General features: G+C 61.5%; 14 protein-coding genes and 3 pseudogenes. 8 read left to right on the forward strand and 9 right to left on the reverse strand.

All coding sequences use genetic code 11. The annotated features are described in order from the left end of the window. Positions 1–17: 17 nt before the first annotated feature. Positions 18–923: a LysR family transcriptional regulator gene (locus tag M0746_RS11790; protein WP_258449299.1), complete on the forward strand. Its 906-nt coding sequence runs from the start codon at positions 18–20 to the stop codon at positions 921–923. Between the two features lie 48 nt (positions 924–971). Here M0746_RS11790 and M0746_RS11795 read toward each other — a convergent pair whose 3' ends face one another. Both M0746_RS11795 and M0746_RS11800 read right to left on the reverse strand, forming a co-directional pair. Continuing rightward, entirely contained in the window at positions 972–1,601 is a 630-nt protein-coding gene (locus tag M0746_RS11795) for a glutathione S-transferase family protein (RefSeq protein ID WP_258449300.1), read from the reverse strand. Positions 1,602–1,739: 138 nt separating this feature from the next. Beyond that, complete coding sequence (locus M0746_RS11800) at positions 1,740–1,952, reverse strand: hypothetical protein (protein WP_208937540.1); 213 nt, start codon at positions 1,950–1,952, stop codon at positions 1,740–1,742. 340 nt (positions 1,953–2,292) lie between these two features. Here M0746_RS11800 and M0746_RS11805 point away from each other — a divergent pair, with 340 nt between their 5' ends. Then, positions 2,293–3,030 (forward strand): alpha/beta fold hydrolase, encoded by a 738-nt coding sequence (locus M0746_RS11805; protein ID WP_446731296.1) that lies wholly within the window; start codon positions 2,293–2,295, stop codon positions 3,028–3,030. A 51-nt stretch (positions 3,031–3,081) separates the two neighbouring features. Here M0746_RS11805 and M0746_RS11810 read toward each other — a convergent pair. Continuing rightward, a pseudogene (locus tag M0746_RS11810) lies at positions 3,082–4,010 on the reverse strand (aromatic alcohol reductase). Positions 4,011–4,106: 96 nt separating this feature from the next. Here M0746_RS11810 and M0746_RS11815 point away from each other — a divergent pair. Further along, positions 4,107–4,565, forward strand: a complete 459-nt coding sequence (locus M0746_RS11815; RefSeq protein WP_258449302.1) for a winged helix-turn-helix transcriptional regulator — start codon at positions 4,107–4,109, stop codon at positions 4,563–4,565. A gap of 17 nt (positions 4,566–4,582) precedes the next feature. Here M0746_RS11815 and M0746_RS11820 read toward each other — a convergent pair whose 3' ends face one another. The 6 genes and pseudogenes from M0746_RS11820 to M0746_RS11845 all read right to left on the reverse strand — a co-directional run bounded on the left by M0746_RS11820 (position 4,583) and on the right by M0746_RS11845 (position 12,403). After that, a complete protein-coding gene (locus M0746_RS11820) occupies positions 4,583–6,640 on the reverse strand; it encodes a 2Fe-2S iron-sulfur cluster-binding protein (RefSeq protein WP_258449303.1) in 2,058 nt (685 codons plus the stop codon). A gap of 117 nt (positions 6,641–6,757) precedes the next feature. After that, positions 6,758–7,276, reverse strand: coding sequence for a DUF3833 domain-containing protein (locus M0746_RS11825; RefSeq protein ID WP_258449304.1), 519 nt, complete (start codon positions 7,274–7,276; stop codon positions 6,758–6,760). 78 nt (positions 7,277–7,354) lie between these two features. Continuing rightward, complete coding sequence (locus M0746_RS11830; protein WP_258449305.1) at positions 7,355–8,191, reverse strand: amidohydrolase family protein; 837 nt, start codon at positions 8,189–8,191, stop codon at positions 7,355–7,357. Positions 8,192–8,214: 23 nt separating this feature from the next. After that, a pseudogene (locus tag M0746_RS11835) lies at positions 8,215–9,511 on the reverse strand (MFS transporter). A 131-nt stretch (positions 9,512–9,642) separates the two neighbouring features. Next, positions 9,643–10,374 (reverse strand): GntR family transcriptional regulator, encoded by a 732-nt coding sequence (locus tag M0746_RS11840; protein ID WP_258449306.1) that lies wholly within the window; start codon positions 10,372–10,374, stop codon positions 9,643–9,645. 142 nt (positions 10,375–10,516) lie between these two features. Beyond that, complete coding sequence (locus tag M0746_RS11845; RefSeq protein ID WP_258449307.1) at positions 10,517–12,403, reverse strand: sigma-54-dependent Fis family transcriptional regulator; 1,887 nt, start codon at positions 12,401–12,403, stop codon at positions 10,517–10,519. Between the two features lie 242 nt (positions 12,404–12,645). On the opposite strand from M0746_RS11845, the gene M0746_RS11850 reads away from it, so the two are divergent. The 5 genes and pseudogenes from M0746_RS11850 to M0746_RS11870 all read left to right on the forward strand — a co-directional run bounded on the left by M0746_RS11850 (position 12,646) and on the right by M0746_RS11870 (position 20,817). Further along, positions 12,646–14,469: an NAD(P)/FAD-dependent oxidoreductase gene (locus tag M0746_RS11850; RefSeq protein WP_258449308.1), complete on the forward strand. Its 1,824-nt coding sequence runs from the start codon at positions 12,646–12,648 to the stop codon at positions 14,467–14,469. Positions 14,470–14,884: 415 nt separating this feature from the next. After that, on the forward strand, positions 14,885–15,763 hold the full coding sequence (locus tag M0746_RS11855; protein ID WP_394597869.1) for a ZIP family metal transporter: 879 nt from the start codon (positions 14,885–14,887) through the stop codon (positions 15,761–15,763). Positions 15,764–15,852: 89 nt separating this feature from the next. Further along, the gene (locus M0746_RS11860; RefSeq protein WP_090283337.1) at positions 15,853–16,755 is read left to right on the forward strand and encodes a bestrophin family protein; all 903 of its coding nucleotides are present in this window, start codon (positions 15,853–15,855) and stop codon (positions 16,753–16,755) included. A gap of 271 nt (positions 16,756–17,026) precedes the next feature. Continuing rightward, on the forward strand, positions 17,027–19,432 hold the full coding sequence (locus M0746_RS11865) for a glucose/quinate/shikimate family membrane-bound PQQ-dependent dehydrogenase (protein WP_258449309.1): 2,406 nt from the start codon (positions 17,027–17,029) through the stop codon (positions 19,430–19,432). Between the two features lie 85 nt (positions 19,433–19,517). Then, a pseudogene (locus M0746_RS11870) lies at positions 19,518–20,817 on the forward strand (carbohydrate porin). Positions 20,818–21,292: the final 475 nt, after the last annotated feature.

Genomic DNA, 21,292 nt, shown 5'->3' on the forward strand with positions numbered 1-21,292 from the left:
ATGCAGGAATTCGCACAATGAGCAAACCGGGTCTGGTCGAACTCAATGCCATGGTCGCCGTGTCGACCCATCGCAGCTTCCGGCGCGCTGCCGTGGAATTGGGTATGTCACCTTCGGCGCTGAGTCATGCGATCGCCACGCTGGAGCAGCGCCTCGGGGTGAAACTGTTCCACCGCACCACGCGCAGCGTTTCGCTGTCCGAAGCGGGTGAGCAATTTCTCGCCCGCGTGCAGCCTGCCCTGCGCGATATTTCTGCCGCCATGGACGCGGTCAGCGAATTTCGCGATGCGCCGGCCGGCACCCTGCGCCTGAACACCTCCGAAGGCGCCGCAGAAATGGTGCTGACGCCGATCATTCTGCAGTTCCTCAAGCGCTACCCGGACATGCGCGTCGACATCGTTACCGACCGCAGCCTGGTGGATATCGTCGCCGGTGGTTTCGATGCCGGCATTCGTCTGGCCGAAAGCGTGCCGCAGGACATGATTGCCGTGGCGATCACCCCGCCGTTGCGTTTTGCCGTGGTCGCGGCGCCGGCGTACTTCGCCAACCGTACTAAACCGAAGGTCCCGGCGGATCTGCTCGCGCATGAGTGCATCCGCGTGCGCTTTCCCAGCGGGGCGATCTACAAGTGGGAGTTTCACAAGCGAGGCATCGAGCATGCGGTGGATGTCAGCGGAGCGCTGACCCTCGACAGTCATCACCTGATGCTGGAGGCGGCCCTGCAAGGCGCGGGAATTGCCTGGAGCAATGAGTTCGCCGCAGCTGCCCATATCGCCTCGGGCAAACTGGTTCGCGTACTGGAAGACTGGACCCCGGAGTACCCCGGCCTGCGCCTGTATTACCCGGCTAATCGGCATATGCCGGCAGGGTTGCGCGCGTTCATTGACCTTGTGCGTGAGGTTGTGACACCTGCGGGGAAGTAAGAACAAAGGCGCGCCCGGCGCAGAGGCCGGGCGGCTTCGCTGTTTGGCTCAGGCGTGCTGCAAGCCAACGGCAGTGCGCTGCATGCCGACATAGTTGGGCAACGCTTCAATACTGCTCAGCCAGGCACGAACATGCGGATAATCCGTCAGTGCGACATTGCCTTCCGGGGCGTGTGACACATAGGTGTAGGCGGCCACATCGGCAACAGTTGGCTGGTCGCCGGCAAGGAATCGGCTGTTGGCCAACTCGTCTTCCATGACCTTGAGCAGGTTGTGCGATTTGCTGATCGCCTCTTCGGCGTTGTACCCGGCACCGAACACCGTAATCAAACGCGCCGTCGCCGGGCCTGAACTGATCTGCCCGGCAGCCACCGACAACCAGCGCTGAACCTTGGCCAGGGCGTCTGGATCGCTGGGCAGCCACTCGCCGTTGCCGTATTTCGCGGCGAGGTACACCAGAATCGCATTCGAGTCCGCCAGCACGGTGCCGTTATCGTCGATCACCGGCACCTGGCCGAACCGGTTCAGGGCAAGAAACTCAGGGGTTTTGTGCGCGCCTTTTATCAGGTCGACAAACACCAGCTCGGTCGGCTGGCCAAGCAGTGACAGCATCAGTTCGACGCGATGGGCGTGGCCGGACAAGGGGTGGCGATACAGTTTGATCGGTTGCTGGGACATGGTGGCGTACTCCGGTTGTTATTGGGTTCGACCCGGTGATCGCGTCGATGGGCTGATCTTGCTCCCGGTGGTGAAACAGCGGAATAACCGCCGACAGCAATCGAGCATTTCACTGGATGGAATGATCGGCGCCGATCTTCAGCGCAGCCGCTTGAGTAAGGCACAGAATTTCGCCAACAGGCTTTTATCTGCGCACGGTTGATAGTGCTCGCTTACGCCGAATGCGCTGAACTCGCCCGCCAGCGCGCCCATGAATTGCGGCAGCAGGAAACTGGCTTCGTGCTCACGCTCAAGCGGATGCGACGTTTGCGAGGCGGCTGGGCAAAAGCGGTGTGGAGTGACGTCAGCCATTGGTTATCTCCCGGTTATGTGACATTCGCGATGACCGTGACGGTCGTTCGCTCCGGGCTGCAGTCTCTCCAGCGCGGGCGGTTTAGAGAATGCGCAGCGATGTCATGGCTTGATTGCGCTGGATGAAACAATCAGCGCGCTGGCGGACGGTTCGAAAGCAAACGCTGCCATTGCAAAAACTGCAACAGTGGTTTGCCGTTCGTGGTTGTTCTCTTCCTCTGTATTCACAACAGACCATGCGTCCCGCAGTGCATCAACAGGTCGCGCTGCCTCATCCCCTTTCACCCACAGGTAACAACCGATGAACAAGTTATTTTCAGGCCTGGCCCTAGTCGCCGCGATGGCCGCCGCCAGCGCTGCATTGGCCGCACCGGTCAAACCGACCGTCGTGCTCGTCCACGGCGCTTTTGCCGACTCGAGCAGCTGGAACGGCGTCGTCAACCTTCTGGAAAAGGATGGCTACCCGGTCATCGCCGCGTCGAACCCGCTGCGCTCGCTCAAAGGCGATGCGCAATCGGTCGCCGATATCCTTGCCACTATCAAAACGCCAATCGTGCTGGTCGGGCATTCCTACGGCGGACCGGTGATCAGCGAAGCGGCTTACGGCAACGCCCATGTCAAAGCGCTGGTGTTCGTCGCAGCCATTGCGCCCGACGCCGGCGAGTCAACCGCGGCACTGTCCGGGCGCTTCCCCGGCGGCACGCTGGGCCCTACCCTCGCCCCGCCTGTGCCATTGGCTGACGGCGGCAAGGATCTGTATATCCAGCAGGACAAATTCCACGCCCAGTTCGCGGCCGATGTTTCCAGCGCTGACGCGAAGGTAATGGCGGCGACGCAACGTCCGGTCACCGTCGCGGCGCTCAACGAAGCCGCAACGCAACCGGCGTGGAAAACCATCCCGTCGTGGTTCGTCTACGGCGACCAGGATCACAACATCCCGGCGCAAGCCCAGGCATTCATGGCCGAACGTGCGCACGCGAAACAGACCGTCGTGGTCAAAGGCGCGTCGCACGTGGTGATGGTGTCCAACCCGAAAGTCGTCGCCAGCCTGATCGAAAAGGCTGCCAACGCGCAATGATGGCAAAGCTTCTGATCGCATCCGGCCTGGTTGCCGGATGCCTTTCATGCGTTACTTGCCCGCCAGATTCTGCTGAACCCATTGCTGCGCAGTGGTCACCGCGATCCCCTGCCGTTCATTGAACGTCCCCGCCTTGGGCCATGCCACGCCACGACCTTGGGCGAACACCGCGCGGTATTTCTTGATGTGATGGGTGGGGTCTTTTCGCAGTTCGTCCATCAGGTGTTGAACGGTCCACACGTTGGTCTTGAATGGTCGCCCCAGCGCATGTTCGAGGATGCCCGCGACCTGTCCGTAGCTCAGCGTGTCACCGGACAGGTAGACAATTTCATTACGCAAGCGAGGCTCAAAGAACACGATCTCCGCCGTCAGCGTACCAATGTCCTCGGGCGTGGTGAGCGTCACGCTGTTTTCCAGACTGCCCAGCGCATTGACGGTGTCGTTGGCGAAATCAACCACCTCGAACACCGGTTCGAACAGAAAACTGGTGAACATGCCGGTCGAGACGATCACCCATTCGGTCTGGTTTTGAGCGCGCAGCAATTCACGCACGTCGAGCTGCGCATCGAACAGATCCTGCGGACTGCCACGGCCGATCACCTCAAAGTCCACGCCGAACTGCCACGGGAAATAGCGCTTCACGCCAGACTGGAGCGCCGCTTTCGCCAGTTTCATTGGCGTTTCGCGACCGGCAACCATGCCGGCGCAGCCGATAACCGTGTCGAACCGGGCAAACACTTCTGCCAGTTGCTCGATCGAATCGTTGACCAGGTCGGCGGCCACCATGTGGATGCCGAGGCTGCGCAGCTCATCGATTTCGGCCTTTTTTCCGCCACTCGGGAATTGATGGTCGAGTCCCTGAGCAGGACGCTGATGGTCGAGCCGGGCGCGCGCTTTGCCACTCGCGCAAGATTGCGCAACACCGCAAAGCCGAGTTCTCCGGCGCCCAGCACCAGAATGGATTGTGCTGCGTGAGTCATGATGTCTCCTTAAAACCGTTGCCTGTAAGATGCGCCAATGCTGGCAGCAACCGTCAGCGCTCGTAAGAAGGCACACGCGTGATACCGGGGGAAGACATGACGGACCAGGACGCGCTGAGGCACGCCGAAGCGATCTGCCAGACGCTCAGAAAAGACGATGACGGCGTGCGCCGCGAAGTGCTTGCACACGCCGGCAGCCGCTGGTCACTGGGCATCCTGCATGCCTTGGGGGTGTATGGCGCGATGCGTCACGCCGAGATAAAACGCCAGATGACCGGCGTGACCCAGCGCATGTTGACCAAGACCCTGCGCGCGCTGGAGCGCGACGGTCTCCTGGTGCGTCGTGAGTTCGGTGAGGTGCCGCCGCGTGTCGAGTACGAACTGACGGCGCTGGGCCGGGGGTTATTGGTGCGCATGTCGCCGGTGTGGACGTGGGTGGTCGAAAACGTCGAAGACTTTCGCACCGCGCGTCGCGCTTTCGACCGTCAGGACGGGCAAAAACCGGCGTGGCAGATTCCGACGCCGATGGCGGGAGATCCTGACGCGATCAAGTAGCGCGCCAGGACCTCGCGTCAGATCTCCAGTACCAGCGTCTCGCTGCCCTGCGCCGGCACCGAACAGCAGATCAGCACCTCACCCTCCGCCAGCGTTTCCGCCGGCATGTTCAGGTAATGCACCTGGCCGCTGACCAGCCGTGTTTTGCAGGTGCCACATGAGCCGCCGCGACAACTGAATTCCGGACTCAGCCCGCGGCTTTCGGCGAGCTGCAACAGGGTGCCGCTGTCGGGCATCCAGCGTGCTTCCTTGCCGCTACTGGAGAACAGCACCTTCACCGGTTCGCTGGATTTCGCCACTTGCTGCTGCGCCGGGACCAGCGTTTCCAGATCCCGCACCAGCGTCGACGGGCCGAAGGTTTCTGCGTGAATGCGCTCGTCATGGATGCGCAGCGAGCGCAGGCCGTCATACAGCGCTTGCGTGAAGGCGCCGGGGCCGCACAGGTAAAAGTCGTAATCGTCGAGCGGCAGCAGATTTTTCAGCACCTGCAGGTCGATCCGCCCGGCCAGTTCGAAGCCCTCGCCTTCGCGCGCATCGGTCTCCGGCTGACTGATCAGGCGCAGCACGCGCACCTTGTCGCCGCCCAGGCGTGCGAGTTCGCTGATTTCTTCGCCAAAGGCCAGATCGGCCACGGATCGCGCACTCTGGACAAACCACGTCGGGCGTATGCGGTTGATGCGCCGACCTTCATAAATCACTTCACGCAGCATCGACAACAGCGGCGTAACGCCCACGCCGGCGGCAATCAGCACCAGCGGACGCCGTTGCGTCGGATCAACGGTGAAATGCCCTTGCGGCGCGCGCGCTTCGATGGTGTCACCGGGTTTGAAATGCGCATGCAGGTGTGAAGACACACTGCCATCGCGCTTGACGCTGATGCGCACAAAATCATCCGAAGGCGCGCTCGAAAGGCTGTAGGTGCGAATGGCCGGCGCCTTCTGGCCGTCCAGTTGCAAGCGCAAGGGCAGGTGTTGCCCGGCGGAGAAGCGAGGCAATGCCGCGCCATCGGTGGATTCGAAATAGAACGAGCGGATGCTCTGACTCTCGTCGACGACCCTTACCAGCCGTAACCAGCGCCAGGTATCGCGCAACGCTTCGGCCTTCAAGCGCTCGGCGGCTTGCGCCCAACTGCCGGTCATCAACGAGTTGGGCGAGTCGCCCTCGGCCACGCTCGCCCAGCGCAGCGGGATCGCTTTCTGTCGGCGGACAATCCGTTGCGGCGTGAAGCGCCACAAGCGCTCGACGCCTTGAAACGCGGCGATTTCCGGGCTGTCGAGAATGATCTGCGCCTGACCGTTCATTTGCAGCAGATCGCCGCTGTCGAAGTCGATGAACGTCAGCCCCGCTCGCGGATTGACGAGCATATTGCCCAGCGTATTGAAGAAAAGGTTGCCGGAGAAATCCGGAATGGTCAGCACGCCCTCCTCGTCAATGCGCACGAATCCGGGTTTGCCGCCGCGGTGTGAAACATCGACCTGCCGCGCGCCGTCGCGCACGATGTAGCTGGCGACGTAGAAGCAATCGGCCGTGCTGATCAGTTCACGGGCGCGCGCGTCCAGCGTGGTGGTTTCGCTGACATCGCCGGCCGGCTCATCGGCAAAGCTGAACTGGCGCAGGTTGATGTAGCGCGGGCAGTTGCCGTACGCCTGGCTGACGGTGACGGCAAAGCTGTCGTCGCCTTGGCGCCGGACGATGCCATTCATGCGATTGCGTCGCCGTGTGTGCAGTTCGATGCCTAACAGGCCAATTGCATCGCCCTCGTTGATGCCGCTTTCCGCCGGATCGGTGGGCTCGCGCGCAATGGCCATGTGCAGGGTTTCGGGGTTTGGCGAACTCAGAAAACCGGGCTGACCGCAGCGAATCGTCGCCCATGGCTCGCCTTGCGGATCGACCGCGCCGACGACGATAAACGGCAATTGCGCGTAAAAATCCCGGTGTTGATCGGGCATCCAGGTGCGGGCCATTTGCCGTCGCCCCGGCCCCGCCATGATCTCCACCGCGCCCACGGAACGCTGTAACGCCAGCTCTCCGTCATGCCAGGGAGAGGGTTCCGCTGCATCAGGCACTTGATTCATCGCCATTCTCCGCATGCGCCGCGACGAGACAGGCGAGCACGCCCGCCGGTTGGAGCTACGAGTGTAGTCCAAAGCTTCGCGTGTTTCGGCTTGCGGATTGGCGCCTTTCGTCAGCGGTCATTTACGGAAAAACAACGTGATCTGACCGACCTCAACGCCAAACTTGCTCATGTACGAGCGATTGATCAGGGTCTTGTCATCCATGAGGTACATCCAGTCATCGAGCTCGACATCGTATTCCTCGCCGTCCACCGGCAAACGCAGCACATACCGCCAGCGCAAGGCGTTGCCGGCCGTCTCGCCACGCGCCTCGCCGACCACATCGCCGGCAGTGCCACGCCATTGGCCGGGGCCGTCCGGGGTCAGGGTCCAGACGCGTTTCTGTTTCGTACCATCGCTGTAGGTGAACGACTCGTCGAGAATCAACTTGTCGCCTTCGGAATGACCATTGATCAGCACATGAAAGCGCTTGGCGACCTCACCCGAACGCTTCTGAAAAATCCCCCAGGCCTCGACCCGACCCTCGAAGAATTCGCGCAACCCCAGCGTGGGTTTTTCCTGGCTGTAGCTGCGCACGTCGACGCCGCTGCAACTGGCCAGGGCGAGGCATAACAGGAGGGTGCAGACTTTCAACATGAGCGCTTGCCTCTGCGGTTCAGGATCGGGCGACGGAGCCGACTGGCGACATCGGTTCAAGCATAGTCCGATCGCAGCTCAGCGTCCGGCGAACCCGAACAGTGTTGCTGGCGCTTGCACCAACATTGACCGCACGCACTCACTCGAGCATTCCAGTGCCTGAAGCTGCTCGATGACCGTAGCGAAAGCGATGCTGTGCTCATGCTGGGTATGCGGCCAGTCGCTGCCCCAGACCAACCGCCGCTGGAAATGTTGTTCCAACACCGGTAACGCACGTCGCGCGAACTGCAGATTCTGCCGAGGCGTACTCGCCAAGCGATAGATTCCGGAAATCTTCATCCACACCTGACCGCTCGCGCCCAGCTCCAACAGTTCGCAAAAGCCAGGTTGGGCAAGGTCAAGGTTCGCATCTGGACGGCCGAAGTGATCCACAACAATCGTGACGCCGAAAGGCAGTAACTGCTGAATCAGCTTCGGCAAATCCGCCACCAGACGGTGCAGCTCGACGTGCCAGCCCAGCGCGCTGATATGGCTGAAAAAGTCTGTCCAGGAGCCGTCGGAGAAGTCCGGCAAAGGCGTCCCCATCAGGTTCAAGCGCACGCCTGTTACACCCAGCGCGGCCATCTCGTTCAACGTCTCGCGTCTGACATCTCGCTCCAGTACCACTACCCCGCGTAATTGCTGCGGGGCCTGACGCAAGGCTGCCAGCAAATAGCTGTTGTCGGTACCGAGAAAGCTGGGTTGTACCAACACACCATGGCTCAGACCGTGAGCGTGCAGCTGCGTCAGGTACTGCTCAACCTTAGCATCGTAGTCGGGGGTGTAGCGCCTCGCGGCGGCCAGGTTCAGCGCTCGGCTGAACACATGGGCATGAGAATCGATGCCAGTGACTGGCATGGAACAGATATCAGACATGACGTTCACTTTCAGAATCAAGGTTATGAAGCGCGTGCGTGTTCATCGCTTTTGACACGGGCGGTGCCAGCTGCAGCGTCGCACGCTTCGAGATTGCGGCCACGGGTTTCCGGCAGGCACAGTGCAGCGATGACCGCCACGCCATAGGCGATTCCGGCGTCGATGCCGATTGCCGACCCCAGCGACATCGAGTCGCTCATGTGTCCGACCAGGAACGGGAACACCGCAGACAGCACACGACCGAAGTTGTAGCAAAAACCCACGCCTGCCCCACGCACGTCCGCTGGGTAAAGTTCATTGAACAGCGCGCCCAGGCTGGCCGGAATGCCGGCCGCGAAAAACCCCAACGGGAAGCCGAGGAACAGCATCTGGGTGTTGGTCAGCGGCATGAACACGTAACATTGCACCGTGACCACACAGCACAAGGCAAACAGCACGATGTTCTTGCGCCGGCCAATGCGGTCGATCAGCAGGCCGCTGACCACGCAGCCACACCAGAACGCGAAGATGATCACCGCCAGGTAACCGCCGGAATTGAGTACCGACAGATTGCGTTCGGTTTTGAGGAACGTTGGCAGCCAGGTCATCACTGCGTGATAACCGCCGTGCGCGCGCCAGGCCCAGCAATCCGCCAAACAGGGTCACGCGAATCAATTCGGGGCGGAAGATTCCCCCCAGGGATTTGAAGAAGCTTTGCGCAATGACGTTCTCTTTTTGCAGACGCTTGAAGCTGTCTGGTTCCTCGACGTTGCGCCGTACCCAGATGATCAGGAACGACGGCAGCAAACCGACAATGAACATTACTCGCCAGGCCATGTCCTGCGGCACCAGTGTGTAGATCAAGGCAAACACGCCCACCGCAATGCCCCAACCCACCGCCCAGGCGCTTTGTACCGTGCCCATTACTTTGCCGCGGTATTTGGGGTTGATGGTCTCGGCCATCAACACTGCGCCCGCCGCCCATTCACCGCCAATGCCAAAGCCTTGCAAGGCTTTGACGATCAGCAACTGATGAAAACCGCTGACGAAGGCAGACAGAAACGTAAAAAACGAAAACCACAGGATCATCCATTGCAGCGTACGCACCCGGCCGTAGCGATCGGACAACGTGCCCCCGACCCAGCCACCGATGGCCGACGTTATCAGGGTGACTGCGCTGATCAGTCCGGCATCGCCCTTGGTCAGTGCGAAGGCGGCAATCAACGCCGGAATCGCCAGGCCGAACATCTGTACTTCCAGTGCATCCAGCGACCAGCCGCCGAAGCAGGCCCAAAACGTTTTGCGCTCCCGAGGAGTGACTTGGCGATACCAACTGAACATGACTCTTATCCTTATAAGTGAAACGCAAGGCAGCCGAGAGCGAACCGCGCCGCCACAGGGCCAGTTTTGACATACAAAATGAAGTGAGCGGCGACTGCATCGCCGCTCGGTCAAACGCTAATCAGGGCGCGTCAGCGAATATCCACGCTGTAGCGGAAATGCTCGGCATGCCCGCGCGAACGACGCCATTCCAGGGGCGTACCGGCGTAATCGCGCGCCAGCCGTTCGATCACCACCACCGGACTGTTGACTGGCACTTGCAATAATCGGGCGTGCACCTCGTTTACCGATTCGGCAGTCAGTGCTTCTTGTGCCGACGCGACAACCTGACCGCAAACGGCTTCGTAGATGGGATAAAGCAGCGGCCCTTCGCGACTCAGATCGATGTCCAGCAGCGCCCGAAAACGCTCGCGAGGCAGCCAGATTTCTTCGGCAAGTACCGGCTGCACATCGAGCAGACGCACGCGGTTAATGCGAATCACCGGCGCCTCTGTCGGCAACCCCAACGCCTGCGAAACTGCCGAAGGAGCACCTACGGGCTCTATCGACAGGATGCGGCTTTCCGGTACCTGGCGTTCACCGGCAGCGGTCTGGAAACGGAAAAAACGAAACAGTGATGACTGAAACTGCGGCCTGCGGATGAACGTGCCCCGGCCTTGTTGCCGCTCCAGAATGCCCTCGCTGACCAACGCATCCACGGCTTTGCGCACAGTGCCCGTGGACAATTGATATTCAGCCGACAATGCGGCCTCGGTGGGGATCGCCTCGCCCGGACGCCAGCGGTTGTTGGCAATCTGCTCAACCAACTGGTCACGCAGGCGTTGGTAGAGCGGTAGGCGAGCATCGCTGGAAAGAGGGTTCATTGACTTTATTCACCTTGTTATCTAGTCATCTATATGAATCTGTCGGCGAGTATTTCGCTGGCAGAGGTGACTGTCAAGGTGCAGTGAGGCGCGCGACTGACGAATGGCCTCTTTATTCGGTGAAAAACGGGGAAGCCGGAAATCAGCCGGGCCGGGTTATCCCGTGCTGGCGCAACTTGCGATACAGCGTGTTGCGGCTGATGCCCAGCCGCGCGGCGACCCGGGCGATGTGCCAATGCTCGGTGTTGATCAAGGTCAGCAGGGTTTGTCGTTCAGACACGTTCAGCGGGTTTTCCACTGCCTCGGCGTTGTCCGGCAGCAATTCGTGCAGGTCATCGAGGCCGATGCGCCCATCGATGGCCAGCGCGACCAAGGTCCGCAGGCAGGTGCGCAATTGCCGGACGTTGCCGGGCCAAGGCTGTTTCAGCAGGCGCTCCTTGACCCCGGCGTCCAGTCGGACGCGCATGCCGGCCGCTTCTTCACGCAGCAGCAGATCAAACAGCTGCCCCTTGTCCGAGCGCTCGCGCAGCGCCGGCAGTTGCACGGCAAAACCGCCGATGCGGTAGAACAGGTCTTCGCGTAAACGCCCTTCGGCGACGCAAGTCTGCAGATTCTGGTGGCTGGCGCTGATCAGGCGTATATCCAGAGGCCGTGCGGTTGTGGCGCCCAGCGGCACCACCTGGCGCTCCTCCAGCACCCGCAACAGGCGCGTCTGCAACGCCAGCGGCATGTCGGCGATTTCATCGAGAAACAGAATGCCGCCATGAGCCTGTTCGAGCTTGCCGAGCATGCCCTCCTTGCGCGCGCCGGTGAAGCTGCCGCCGCGATAGCCGAACAGCTCGCTCTCAATCAGCGTCTCCGGGATCGCCGCGCAATTGATCGCCACAAATGGCTGACTGGCTCGGGAACTGGCGCGGTGCAGCGCCGCCGCAAAGGCTTCCTTGCCGGTGCCGGTTTCGCCCTGGAGAAACACCGGCACGTCGCGTTCCAGCACCCGTAGCGCACGGGCAAACCCGCGTTGCAGGCGCGGGTCTTCGAGGCAGACGCGCGCGTCGTTGATGGGCGCGATCGCGGGAATGGCGGGCTGTGGCCGACGCAGCGGTTCGCGCAGCTGGGCAAACAACTGCCGACCGTCAGCCATGCGCAGCGGCCAGCAAACGCTGGGTTGCGCGCCGGCGTGACTGATCAGTTGATCAATCGGTGTCTCCAGTAGCAGCGTCAGCGACTGGCCGATGATCGGCTCACGACTGAGGCCAAGCAGTTCCAGGCCCGCGTCGTTGATCGAGCAGATCCGCGCATTCTCATCGAAGCTGAGCAGCCCTTCGCCCAGCAGCCCGACGAACCCGGCGTCCGCATGAAAACGCAGCAAATAGCGCTGCGGGTCATGTCCAAGAAAGAAGCAGCTCTCGATCAGCTTGGCGGACAGGTTGGTCAGGGCCATGGCTTTGAAACGCTGTTCGAGGCTCTGTTCTTCGCGCACAGAGGACAGATTGAGCACGGCGAGCAATTCGCCGCTCGGGTCGAAGATCGGACTGGCCGAGCACGTCAGGCCGACGTGCTTGCCGCGAAAATGCTCGTCGCGGCGGATGGTCACGTGCTGACGCTCGACCAGGCAGGTGCCGACGCCGTTGGTGCCTTCGTGCTCCTCGCTCCACACCGAACCCAGCCACAGCCCGGCCCGCTGAAACCCGGCGCGCTCGGCATCGTTGAACACACTGTCGATCGCCACACCGCGCGCATCGGTGAGCAACACCACATGGCCGTCACGCCCGAGCTGTTGGTGCAGGCTGTTCATCTGCCAGTGCGCCACAGCGATGATGTGTTCCAGCGGCGCGCGGTGATCCTGCAACCGCGCTTGCTCGACCACATCCGGCGCGCGGCGGCTGGCGGGATCGAGACGGTATTGATCGAGGCAGCGGCGCCACGAGCGAGTGATTGCCAGATCGGCAACGGGACCAGGACTGGCGACGCTGCCCTGTACGGCTTGCAGCACTTGCTGTGCATGGGCGTTGATCAAGGCCGGTTTCATTGTTGTTGTTCTCCGCTACGGTCGGACACGGGACTGTTTGCAGCTTATATGAAAAGTCCGAAACCGGCGGTTTTTGCCCGGCGTGACACAGTGTCATCGCCCATTCCCGAATTCGTGACACAGCGCCGATACATGATTCGCGATCTTCAGCGCCAACCGCTCTGCCACGGCGCTTTGCCGAAGCTGGCCCGAGCCTTGCTCCGGGGCTGTTGTTCCTACAACAACAAGATCGGAGAAGCCCTATGAACATCGCTATCGATGCGCCCCTGCAAACGCCGACCGCGCAACTCGCTGCCTGGATCGAGACCCTCGGCGAGCGTCTCGCTCAACGTGACGTGGAGGCAACGCTGGAGCTGTTTGCCGATGAATGCTACTGGCGTGACCTGCTGCTGTTCAGCTGGAACCTGGTGACGCTCGAAGGCAAACCGGCGATTCGCGACCTGCTCGAAACTCGCCTTGAACAGACCCGTCCACAACAATGGAAACTCGATGGTGAAGCCACACTGACCGACGGCGTACTCGAAGGCTGGATGAGCCTGGAAACCGAGGCCGCGCGCGGCAAGGGTTACGTGCGACTCAAGGACGGTTTGTGCTGGACGCTGCTGACGACCATGCGCGAACTCAAGGGCTTCGAAGAACCCAGTGGTCGCCGCCGGCCAATGGGCGCCAACCATGGCCACGCTCATGCCGACAAACGCAACTGGCTGGAGCGGCGCCGCGATGAACAAGCGGCGCTGGGCATCACCACCCAACCGTATTGCTTGATTGTCGGCGGCGGTCAGGGCGGGTTGGGCCTCGCCGCGCGGCTCAAGCGTTTGGGCGTGCCGACATTGATTGTCGACAAGGCCGAACGGCCCGGCGACCAGTGGCGCGGGCGCTACAAATCGCTGTGCCTGCACGACCCGGTCTGGTACGACCACATGCCGTACCTGCCCTTCCCCGATCATTGGCCGGTGTTCACGCCCAAGGACCAGATTGGCGACTGGCTGGAGATGTACAGCAAGGTCATGGAACTCGATTACTGGTCGCGCACCGAATGTTTGAGCGCCGGGTTCGACGAGCAGACTCAGACCTGGACGGTAGAAGTGCTGCGCGACGGCGAGCGTCTGACGTTGAAACCGACGCAGCTGATTCTCGCCACCGGCATGTCCGGCGTGCCCAACGTGCCGCGTTTTTCCGGCGCCGACGAATTCCAGGGCCAGCAGCATCATTCCAGTCGTCACCCCGGCGGCGATGCCTGGCGCGGCAAGCGTGCGGTGGTCATCGGGGCGAACAACTCGGCCCACGATATCTGCGCCGACCTCGTGGAGAACGGCGCCGAAGTGACCATGGTGCAACGCTCGAGCACGCACATCGTGCGCTCCGACAGCTTGATGGAACTGGTGTTTGGCGGTCTCTATTCCGAAGATGCGCTGGAGGCAGGCTTGACCACCGACAAGGCCGACATGCTGTTCGCTTCGATTCCGTACAAAGTCATGCCGAGCTTTCACAAACCGATCTTCGACGCGATCAAAACCCGCGACAAAGACTTTTACGAGCGCTTGGCAAAGGCCGGTTTCATGCTCGATTTCGGTGATGACGAATCCGGTCTGTTCCTCAAGTACGTACGCCGTGGCTCCGGGTATTACATTGATGTCGGTGCCTCCGAGCTCATCGCCAATGGCACGATCAAGCTCAAGAGTGCCCCGGGGCTGGGCGTCGAACGCATCGAAGCGGACGCCGTAGTGCTCAATGACGGCAGCCGGCTGGCGGCGGACCTGATCGTCTATGCCACCGGGTATGGCTCGATGAATGGCTGGGCGGCGAAGCTGATTTCCCAGGAGGTGGCTGACAAGGTCGGGCGCTGCTGGGGGCTGGGGTCTGGCACGACCAACGACCCGGGCCCGTACGAGGGGGAATTGCGCAATATGTGGAAGCCGACGCGGCAGGACAATCTGTGGTTTCACGGCGGTAATCTGCATCAGTCGCGGCATTATTCGTTGTATCTGGCGTTGCAGTTGAAGGCGCGGCTTGAAGGGCTGGATGTCAGTGTTTATGGGGATGGCGCGGATCATCGCGCTGATTGAGTTGTGGGGCGCCGATGCTTGTGGGGGGGCGGCGCTGGTTTTGTGTGGTGGCCGGTATCGATCCCCTCACCCCAGCCCTCTCCCCCATGGGGGCGAGGGGAAAGGGAGCCGATCTTCGTCGTTGACCAGATCTCGGCCCGTCTCGGGACTTCAGTTCGACTCGGTTTCCCAGGTCGGCGTATCTCCTTCATCCACCACGGTCACTCCCCTCTCCCTCCGGGAGAGGGCTAGGTGAGGGGCTTTTGATCTTTGGCTTAGCCGTCCGTCGCCGACTCCGCAAAAAATTTGCAATTCCTCCCCACACGATCGCTTCTGATATCTGTGAGCACACCCGCATTCTCGACCCAAAACCACAGGAGGCCCCATGTCACTTCCCTCGTCTTCCGCAAGCACGACCATGCGCAGCTGGTGGAGCATGGCGTCGAGTGGCGGCTGGCCGGGGCTGTTGTTCTGGGCGACGCTGATTGTCGTCACCGGATTGCTGCTCATCAGCGGCTACGCGGCATTGGTCGGCGCGGACGAAAACAACCTGCGGCTGGCCGTGCTGGGCGGCTTGTCGGGTTTCGGCGCGACGGCATTGGGCGCAGTGGCAGCCATGGTCCTGCGCGACATTGCCTCACGTACCCAAGACACCATGCTCGGCTTCGCTGCCGGCATGATGCTCGCCGCCAGTTCGTTTTCGCTGATTCTGCCGGGCATCGACGCCGCGGAAAAAATGACTGGCAATTCATTGCTGGCTGCCGGTGTGGTGGTATTCGGTCTGGCGCTGGGCGTGGCGTTGATGATCGGGCTCGATCGCTTCGTGCCTCACGAGCACCAGAAAAGCGGCCGCCGTGGGCCGGAGTCGCAGCGCATCAACCGGGTCTGGCTGTTCGTCCTCGCCATTACCTTGCACAACCTGCCCGAAGGCATGGCGATCGGTGTGAGTTTCGCCGACGGCGACATGAAAGTCGGCCTGCCGCTGACCACCGCCATCGCCATTCAGGACATCCCCGAAGGTCTGGCCATCGCCCTGGCGCTGCGCGTGACCGGTATTTCGGCCTGGCGCGCGGCGCTGATCGCCATTGGCTCGGGGCTGATGGAGCCGTTGGGCTCTGTGATCGGGTTGGGGGTTTCCAGCGGCTTTGCGCTGGGCTATCCGATCGCGCTGGGGCTGGCCGCCGGCGCAATGATCTTTGTCGTTTCCCATGAAGTGATTCCGGAAACCCACCGCAACGGTCACGAAACCCCGGCAACGCTGGGGCTGATGCTTGGCTTCGGGGTGATGATGTTCCTCGATACCGCGTTGGGTTAATCGATTTAGCAGGCTGCGGACCTTTAGCGCAAAAACAGCGTCGGAGTTAAGGCGTCACTCCTGATCGCCAACGCTCATGAGGTTCCGGTTTGAAAGCTGCCATCGCCAAAAAGTACCGTCTGATCATCAAGACCCTCGGCTACGTGGGCTGGTCGCTGTTCTGGCTGTTGCTCTGGGACATCGCCGTCACCGTGGATTTCATGCTGTTTCTCAATGCCAAGCTGAACCTGCCATTGATGCCGCTGACGTTGCTCGGTTCGGCGCTGGTGGTGTTGATCAGTTTCCGCAACAGCAGCGCGTACAACCGTTGGTGGGAGGCGCGCACGCTGTGGGGCTCGATGATCAACAATTCGCGCAGCTTCGCCCGTCAGGTGCTGACGCTGATCGATGATGGCGGCCGTGAGGTCAATCCGGTCAAGTCGACGTTGCTGCGTCGTCACGTCGCCTACGTCAATTGCCTCGCCGCGCATCTGCAAGGGCTGCCCTGCCCCGATGAAGTCCGCGCATTCATTCCGGCTGATGAATTCGCCCGCAGCGGCACCACCAACAATTTCGCCAACGACATTCTTACCGGCTCAGCGGCATTGCTGGCGCGCGAATACAAGGCCGGGCGTCTGGACAGCATTCGTCTGGCGCGGCTGGAGTCGACGCTGGTGGATCTGTCCAACAGCCAGGGCGGCATGGAGCGGATTGCCAATACGCCGCTGCCCTACCCCTATGTGTATTTTCCGCGGCTGTTCATTTCGCTGTTCTGCCTGATCGTGCCGGTCGGGCTGGTCGAATCGCTGGGCTGGTTCACGCCGCTGGCCTCGACCGTGGTCGGCTTCATGCTGTTGGCCATCGAACGCATCGGCACCGACCTGCAGAGTCCGTTTCGCCACAGCGAACACCAGATTCAAATGGAAGCGCTGTGCGAAACCATCGAGAAAAACCTGCAGTCGATGCAGCGCGATTCGCTTGGCGATGTGCGCCGGATTGAAGAAAACGCCTGATCTCTCCCATCGACCGCCGTGCGTCGGCCAGTCAAAAGCTGTTCATCCTCGTCGCGGATGAACAGCTTTATCACTTATAGCTGTCATTAATCCCACCGACGCTGACACAACCGGGCTTTTCCTCCGCTGCCTCGGCGCAAACTCATTCAGCAACACACCAGCGAACCCGCGCCTGAATCGCGGGGCTACGCTTTATCGTGAAAATTTGTGTTTTAACTAGGTAGTTACCTAACGATATACTGCGCACCTCATTTCAACGGGGACATTCAACGTGAACCAGAGTCAACGCCTCTCAGGCATATCAAAGTTCATTCTGGTCGGGCTCGGTGTGGTCATCGCCCTGCTCGGCCTGGCGCTCGCCGCAGGCGGCGTGAAGTTGGTCAGCCTGGGAGGGTCGTGGTACTTCCTGGTCGGTGGTTTGGTCATGACGGTTTCCGGCCTGCTGATCGCTCGTTGCAAGACTGCCGGCGCCTGGCTATTTGCAGCCTTTCTCGTCGGTACCGCGATTTGGGCGGTGAGCGATGCCGGGCTGGTGTTCTGGCCAGTGTTCTCGCGGTTGTTCATGTTCAGCGTGATCGGTCTGGTCGTGGCGCTGGTCTATCCCCTGCTCAAGCGTGCCAACGGTGAGGTTGCCGGTCGCGGCGCCTATGCCGTGGCTGCGGTGTTGGCGGTGGGCGTGGCGGTGGCAGGCGGCAACATGTTCGTCGCCCACCCGACCGTTGCCGACACTGGCGCCGGCCCGGGCCTGACCCCGGTCGAGCCGGCCAAGGCGCAGAAAGACTGGGCGCACTACGGCAATACCGAAGGTGGTAGCCGCTTTGCCGCGCTTGATCAGATCAACCGCAACAACGTCGACAAGCTCAAAGTCGCGTGGACCTACCACACCGGCGACATCGCCGAAAGCGATGGCAATGGCGCCGAGGATCAGCTCACCCCGCTGCAGGTCGGCAACAAGGTGTTCATCTGCACCCCGCACAACAACCTGATCGCGCTGGACGCCGACACTGGTAAGGAAATCTGGAAAAACCAGATCAACGCCCAGTCGAAAGTCTGGCAGCGTTGCCGTGGCATGGCGTATTTCGATAGCACTGCGGCCATCGCGCAGCCGGCCAATTCACCGATTATCGAAGCCAAACCGGCGCCGGCTGCCAATTGCCAGCGCCGTCTGCTGACCAACACCATCGATGCTCGTCTGATCGCAGTCGATGCCGACACCGGCGAGTTCTGCCAGGGGTTCGGTAACAACGGTCAGGTCGATCTGAAGGCCGGTCTGGGTGACGTGCCGGACAGCTATTATCAGTTGTCGTCCGCGCCATTGATGGCCGGCACCACCGTCGTGGTTGGCGGTCGCGTCGCCGACAACGTGCAAAGCGACATGCCGGGCGGCGTGATTCGTGGTTTTGACGTGATCACCGGCGCCATGCGCTGGGCGTTCGACCCGGGCAACCCGCAGGACCGCAAGGCTCCGGCCGACGGCAGCACCTACGTGCGCAGCACGCCGAACAGCTGGGCGCCAATGTCCTACGACGCGGCAACCAACACCGTGTTCCTGCCGATGGGCAGTTCGTCCACCGACATCTACGGGGTCGAGCGCAGTCAACTGGACCACAAGTACGGCGCCTCGATCCTCGCGCTGGACGCCAGCACCGGTGAAGAGCGTTGGGTGTACCAGACCGTGCACAACGATCTCTGGGACTTCGACTTGCCGATGCAGCCGAGCCTGATCGACTTCGACAAGGACGGCAAAAGCATTCCGGCGCTGGTCATCGGCACCAAGGCCGGGCAGATCTACGTGCTCGACCGCGCCACCGGCAAACCGCTGACCGAGGTCAAGGACGTGCCGGTCAAAGCAGCGAACATCCCGAACGAGCCGTACTCGCCAACCCAGCCAAAATCGGTGGGCATGCCGCAGATCGGTGCGCAGCACCTGACCGAGTCGGACATGTGGGGCGCCACGCCTTACGATCAACTGCTCTGCCGCATCGACTTCAAGAGCATGCGCTACGACGGCCTGTACACCGCGCCGGGTACCGACAAATCGCTGAGCTTCCCGGGTTCGCTGGGTGGCATGAACTGGGGCAGCATTTCCACTGACCCGGTGCACGGTTTCATTTTCGTCAACGACATGCGTCTGGGCCTGTGGATTCAGATGATCCCGTCGCAGAACAAAGGCCAGGCCGCTGGCGGTGGTGAAGCACTGAACACCGGTATGGGCGCGGTGCCGCTCAAGGGCACGCCGTATGCGGTGAACAAGAACCGCTTCCTGTCGGTGGCCGGCATTCCGTGCCAGGCGCCGCCATTCGGCACCCTGACCGCAATCGACATGAAGACCCAGAAAGTCGCCTGGCAGGTTCCAGTCGGCACCGTTGAAGACACCGGTCCGCTGGGCATCCGCATGCACTTGCCGATCAAGATCGGTCTGCCAACCCTCGGCGGCACGCTGTCGACTCAGGGCGGCCTGATCTTCATCGCTGGCACTCAGGACTTCTACCTGCGCGCCTTCAACAGCGGCAACGGTGAAGAAGTCTGGAAAGCGCGTCTGCCAGTCGGCAGCCAGGGCGGCCCGATGACCTACGTTTCGCCGAAAACCGGCAAGCAGTACATCGTCGTCACCGCCGGCGGCGCACGTCAGTCGACCGATCGTGGCGACTACGTGATGGCCTACGCCCTGCCGTAACCCACGGCGACCACGTCAAGCGCGGCACCTTCGGGTGCCGCGCTGCTTTTCCCCTATCGCTCAAGTTTTCAGCAGGAAGTTTCTGATGTTTTTGGCTGTTGGCTTTTCCCGTTCCACACTGTTCCAGGGCCTGTTGCTGGGCCTCACCTGCACCGCCACCCTCCCCGCGTTCGCCGCTGACGATTCCGATCTGTTGAGCCGCAGCACCCTTACCGGTGACTGGGGTGGCCTGCGTCATCAACTCGACGAAGACGGCATCAAATTCACCGGCGACTACAGCGGCGAAACCGCTTACAACGCCGACGGTGGTCTGCATCGCTCGGCGCGTTACTCGCAGAACATCAAGCTCGGTGTGCAGTTCGACCTGAGCAAACTCTACGGCGTCGACAATGCCGGCAAGGTCCAGCTGAACATCAACGACCGACGCGGCAACAGCGCCTCCGAAGATCTGGTCGGCAACCGCTTGCCGATCCAGGAAAACTACGGCGGCCTGTACACGCGCCTGACCGAACTGAGTTACGAGCGCAGCCTGTTCACCCCGGCGCTGAACGTCAAACTCGGGTACATGGCCATGGGCAACGACCTCGGCGGTCTCGACAGCGGCATTCTGTGCAACTTCATGAACGCCGGTTTCTGCGGCCATCCGCTGAACATGTCCGGCGGCAGCGGCTGGGCCAATTACCCCAACGCGCACTTGGGCGTGCGGGTCAAATACGACCTGTCGCCAGCCTGGCAACTGCGCGTCGCCGCGTTCAATGTCGACCCGTCGAGCAACGGCAACTCCAGCCGCGCGTGGCACCTGGGGCCGAAACACACCACTGGCACCGTGGTGCCGATCGAGCTGGTGTACAAACACGCCGGCGCGCTGCCGGGCGAGTACAAGGTCGGCTATTACTACGACAGCTCCGACGTCAAACGCATCGGCAGCGATGACGACGTTTCCGGTCGTGGCGGGCATTACCTGCTGATCGATCAAGCGGTGTGGCGTTCGCCATCCTCCGAAGGTCGCAGCCTGCATGCTTTCGGCCAGTATTCGGCGGCCAGCCAAGCGGCATCGCCGTTCAGCAAGTGGTACGGCACTGGCGTGGTTTTGTACAAACCGTTCGAAGGTCGCCCGCGTGACACCCTCGCACTCGGCTACGGCCGCGCCGTGCCCAACCCGCGCAGCCGCGACGTGCAGCAAGACGCCGCGCTGGCCAATGGCACCACGTTTCCCAACCTGGACAGCGCCGAGCAACTGATCGAACTCGGCTACGGTTACCAGGCCACACCGTGGCTGACGCTGCGGCCGAACCTGCAATACATCATCGAACCCGGGGGCGTTTTCCGGGCAGGACATCGACAATGCGTTGGTGTTTGGGTTGCAGGTGAAGGCTGCGCTGTAAGTCTTCTAGTGGCTGTCATGCCGTCATCGCTGGCAAGCCAGCTCCCACAGAATTTGCCGGCGGACACAGAATCCCGGCAACACCCAAAAACCTTGTGGGAGCTGGCTTGCCAGCGATAGCGGTGGGTCAGGCAATACAAGTTTGTCTGATCCGGCCCCATCGCTGGCAAGCCAGCCCCCACAGAATTTGGCGGCGGACACAAAATCCCGGCAACACCCAAAATCCTTGTGGGAGCTGGCTTGCCAGCGATAGCAGTGGGTCAGGCAATACAAGTTTGCCTGATCCGGCCTCATCGCTGGCAAGCCAGCTCCCACAGAATTTGGCGGCGGACACCGAATCCCGGCAACACCCAAAAACCTTGTGGGAGCTGGCTTGCCAGCGATAGCGGTGGGTCAGGCAATACAAGTTTGTCTGATCCGGCCTCATCGCTGGCAAGCCAGCTCCCACAGAATTTGCCGGCGGACAAAAAATCCCG

This window comes from Pseudomonas sp. S11P7, assembly GCF_023195435.1.
In the GTDB taxonomy this organism is placed as follows: Bacteria; Pseudomonadota; Gammaproteobacteria; order Pseudomonadales; family Pseudomonadaceae; genus Aquipseudomonas; species Aquipseudomonas fluorescens_G.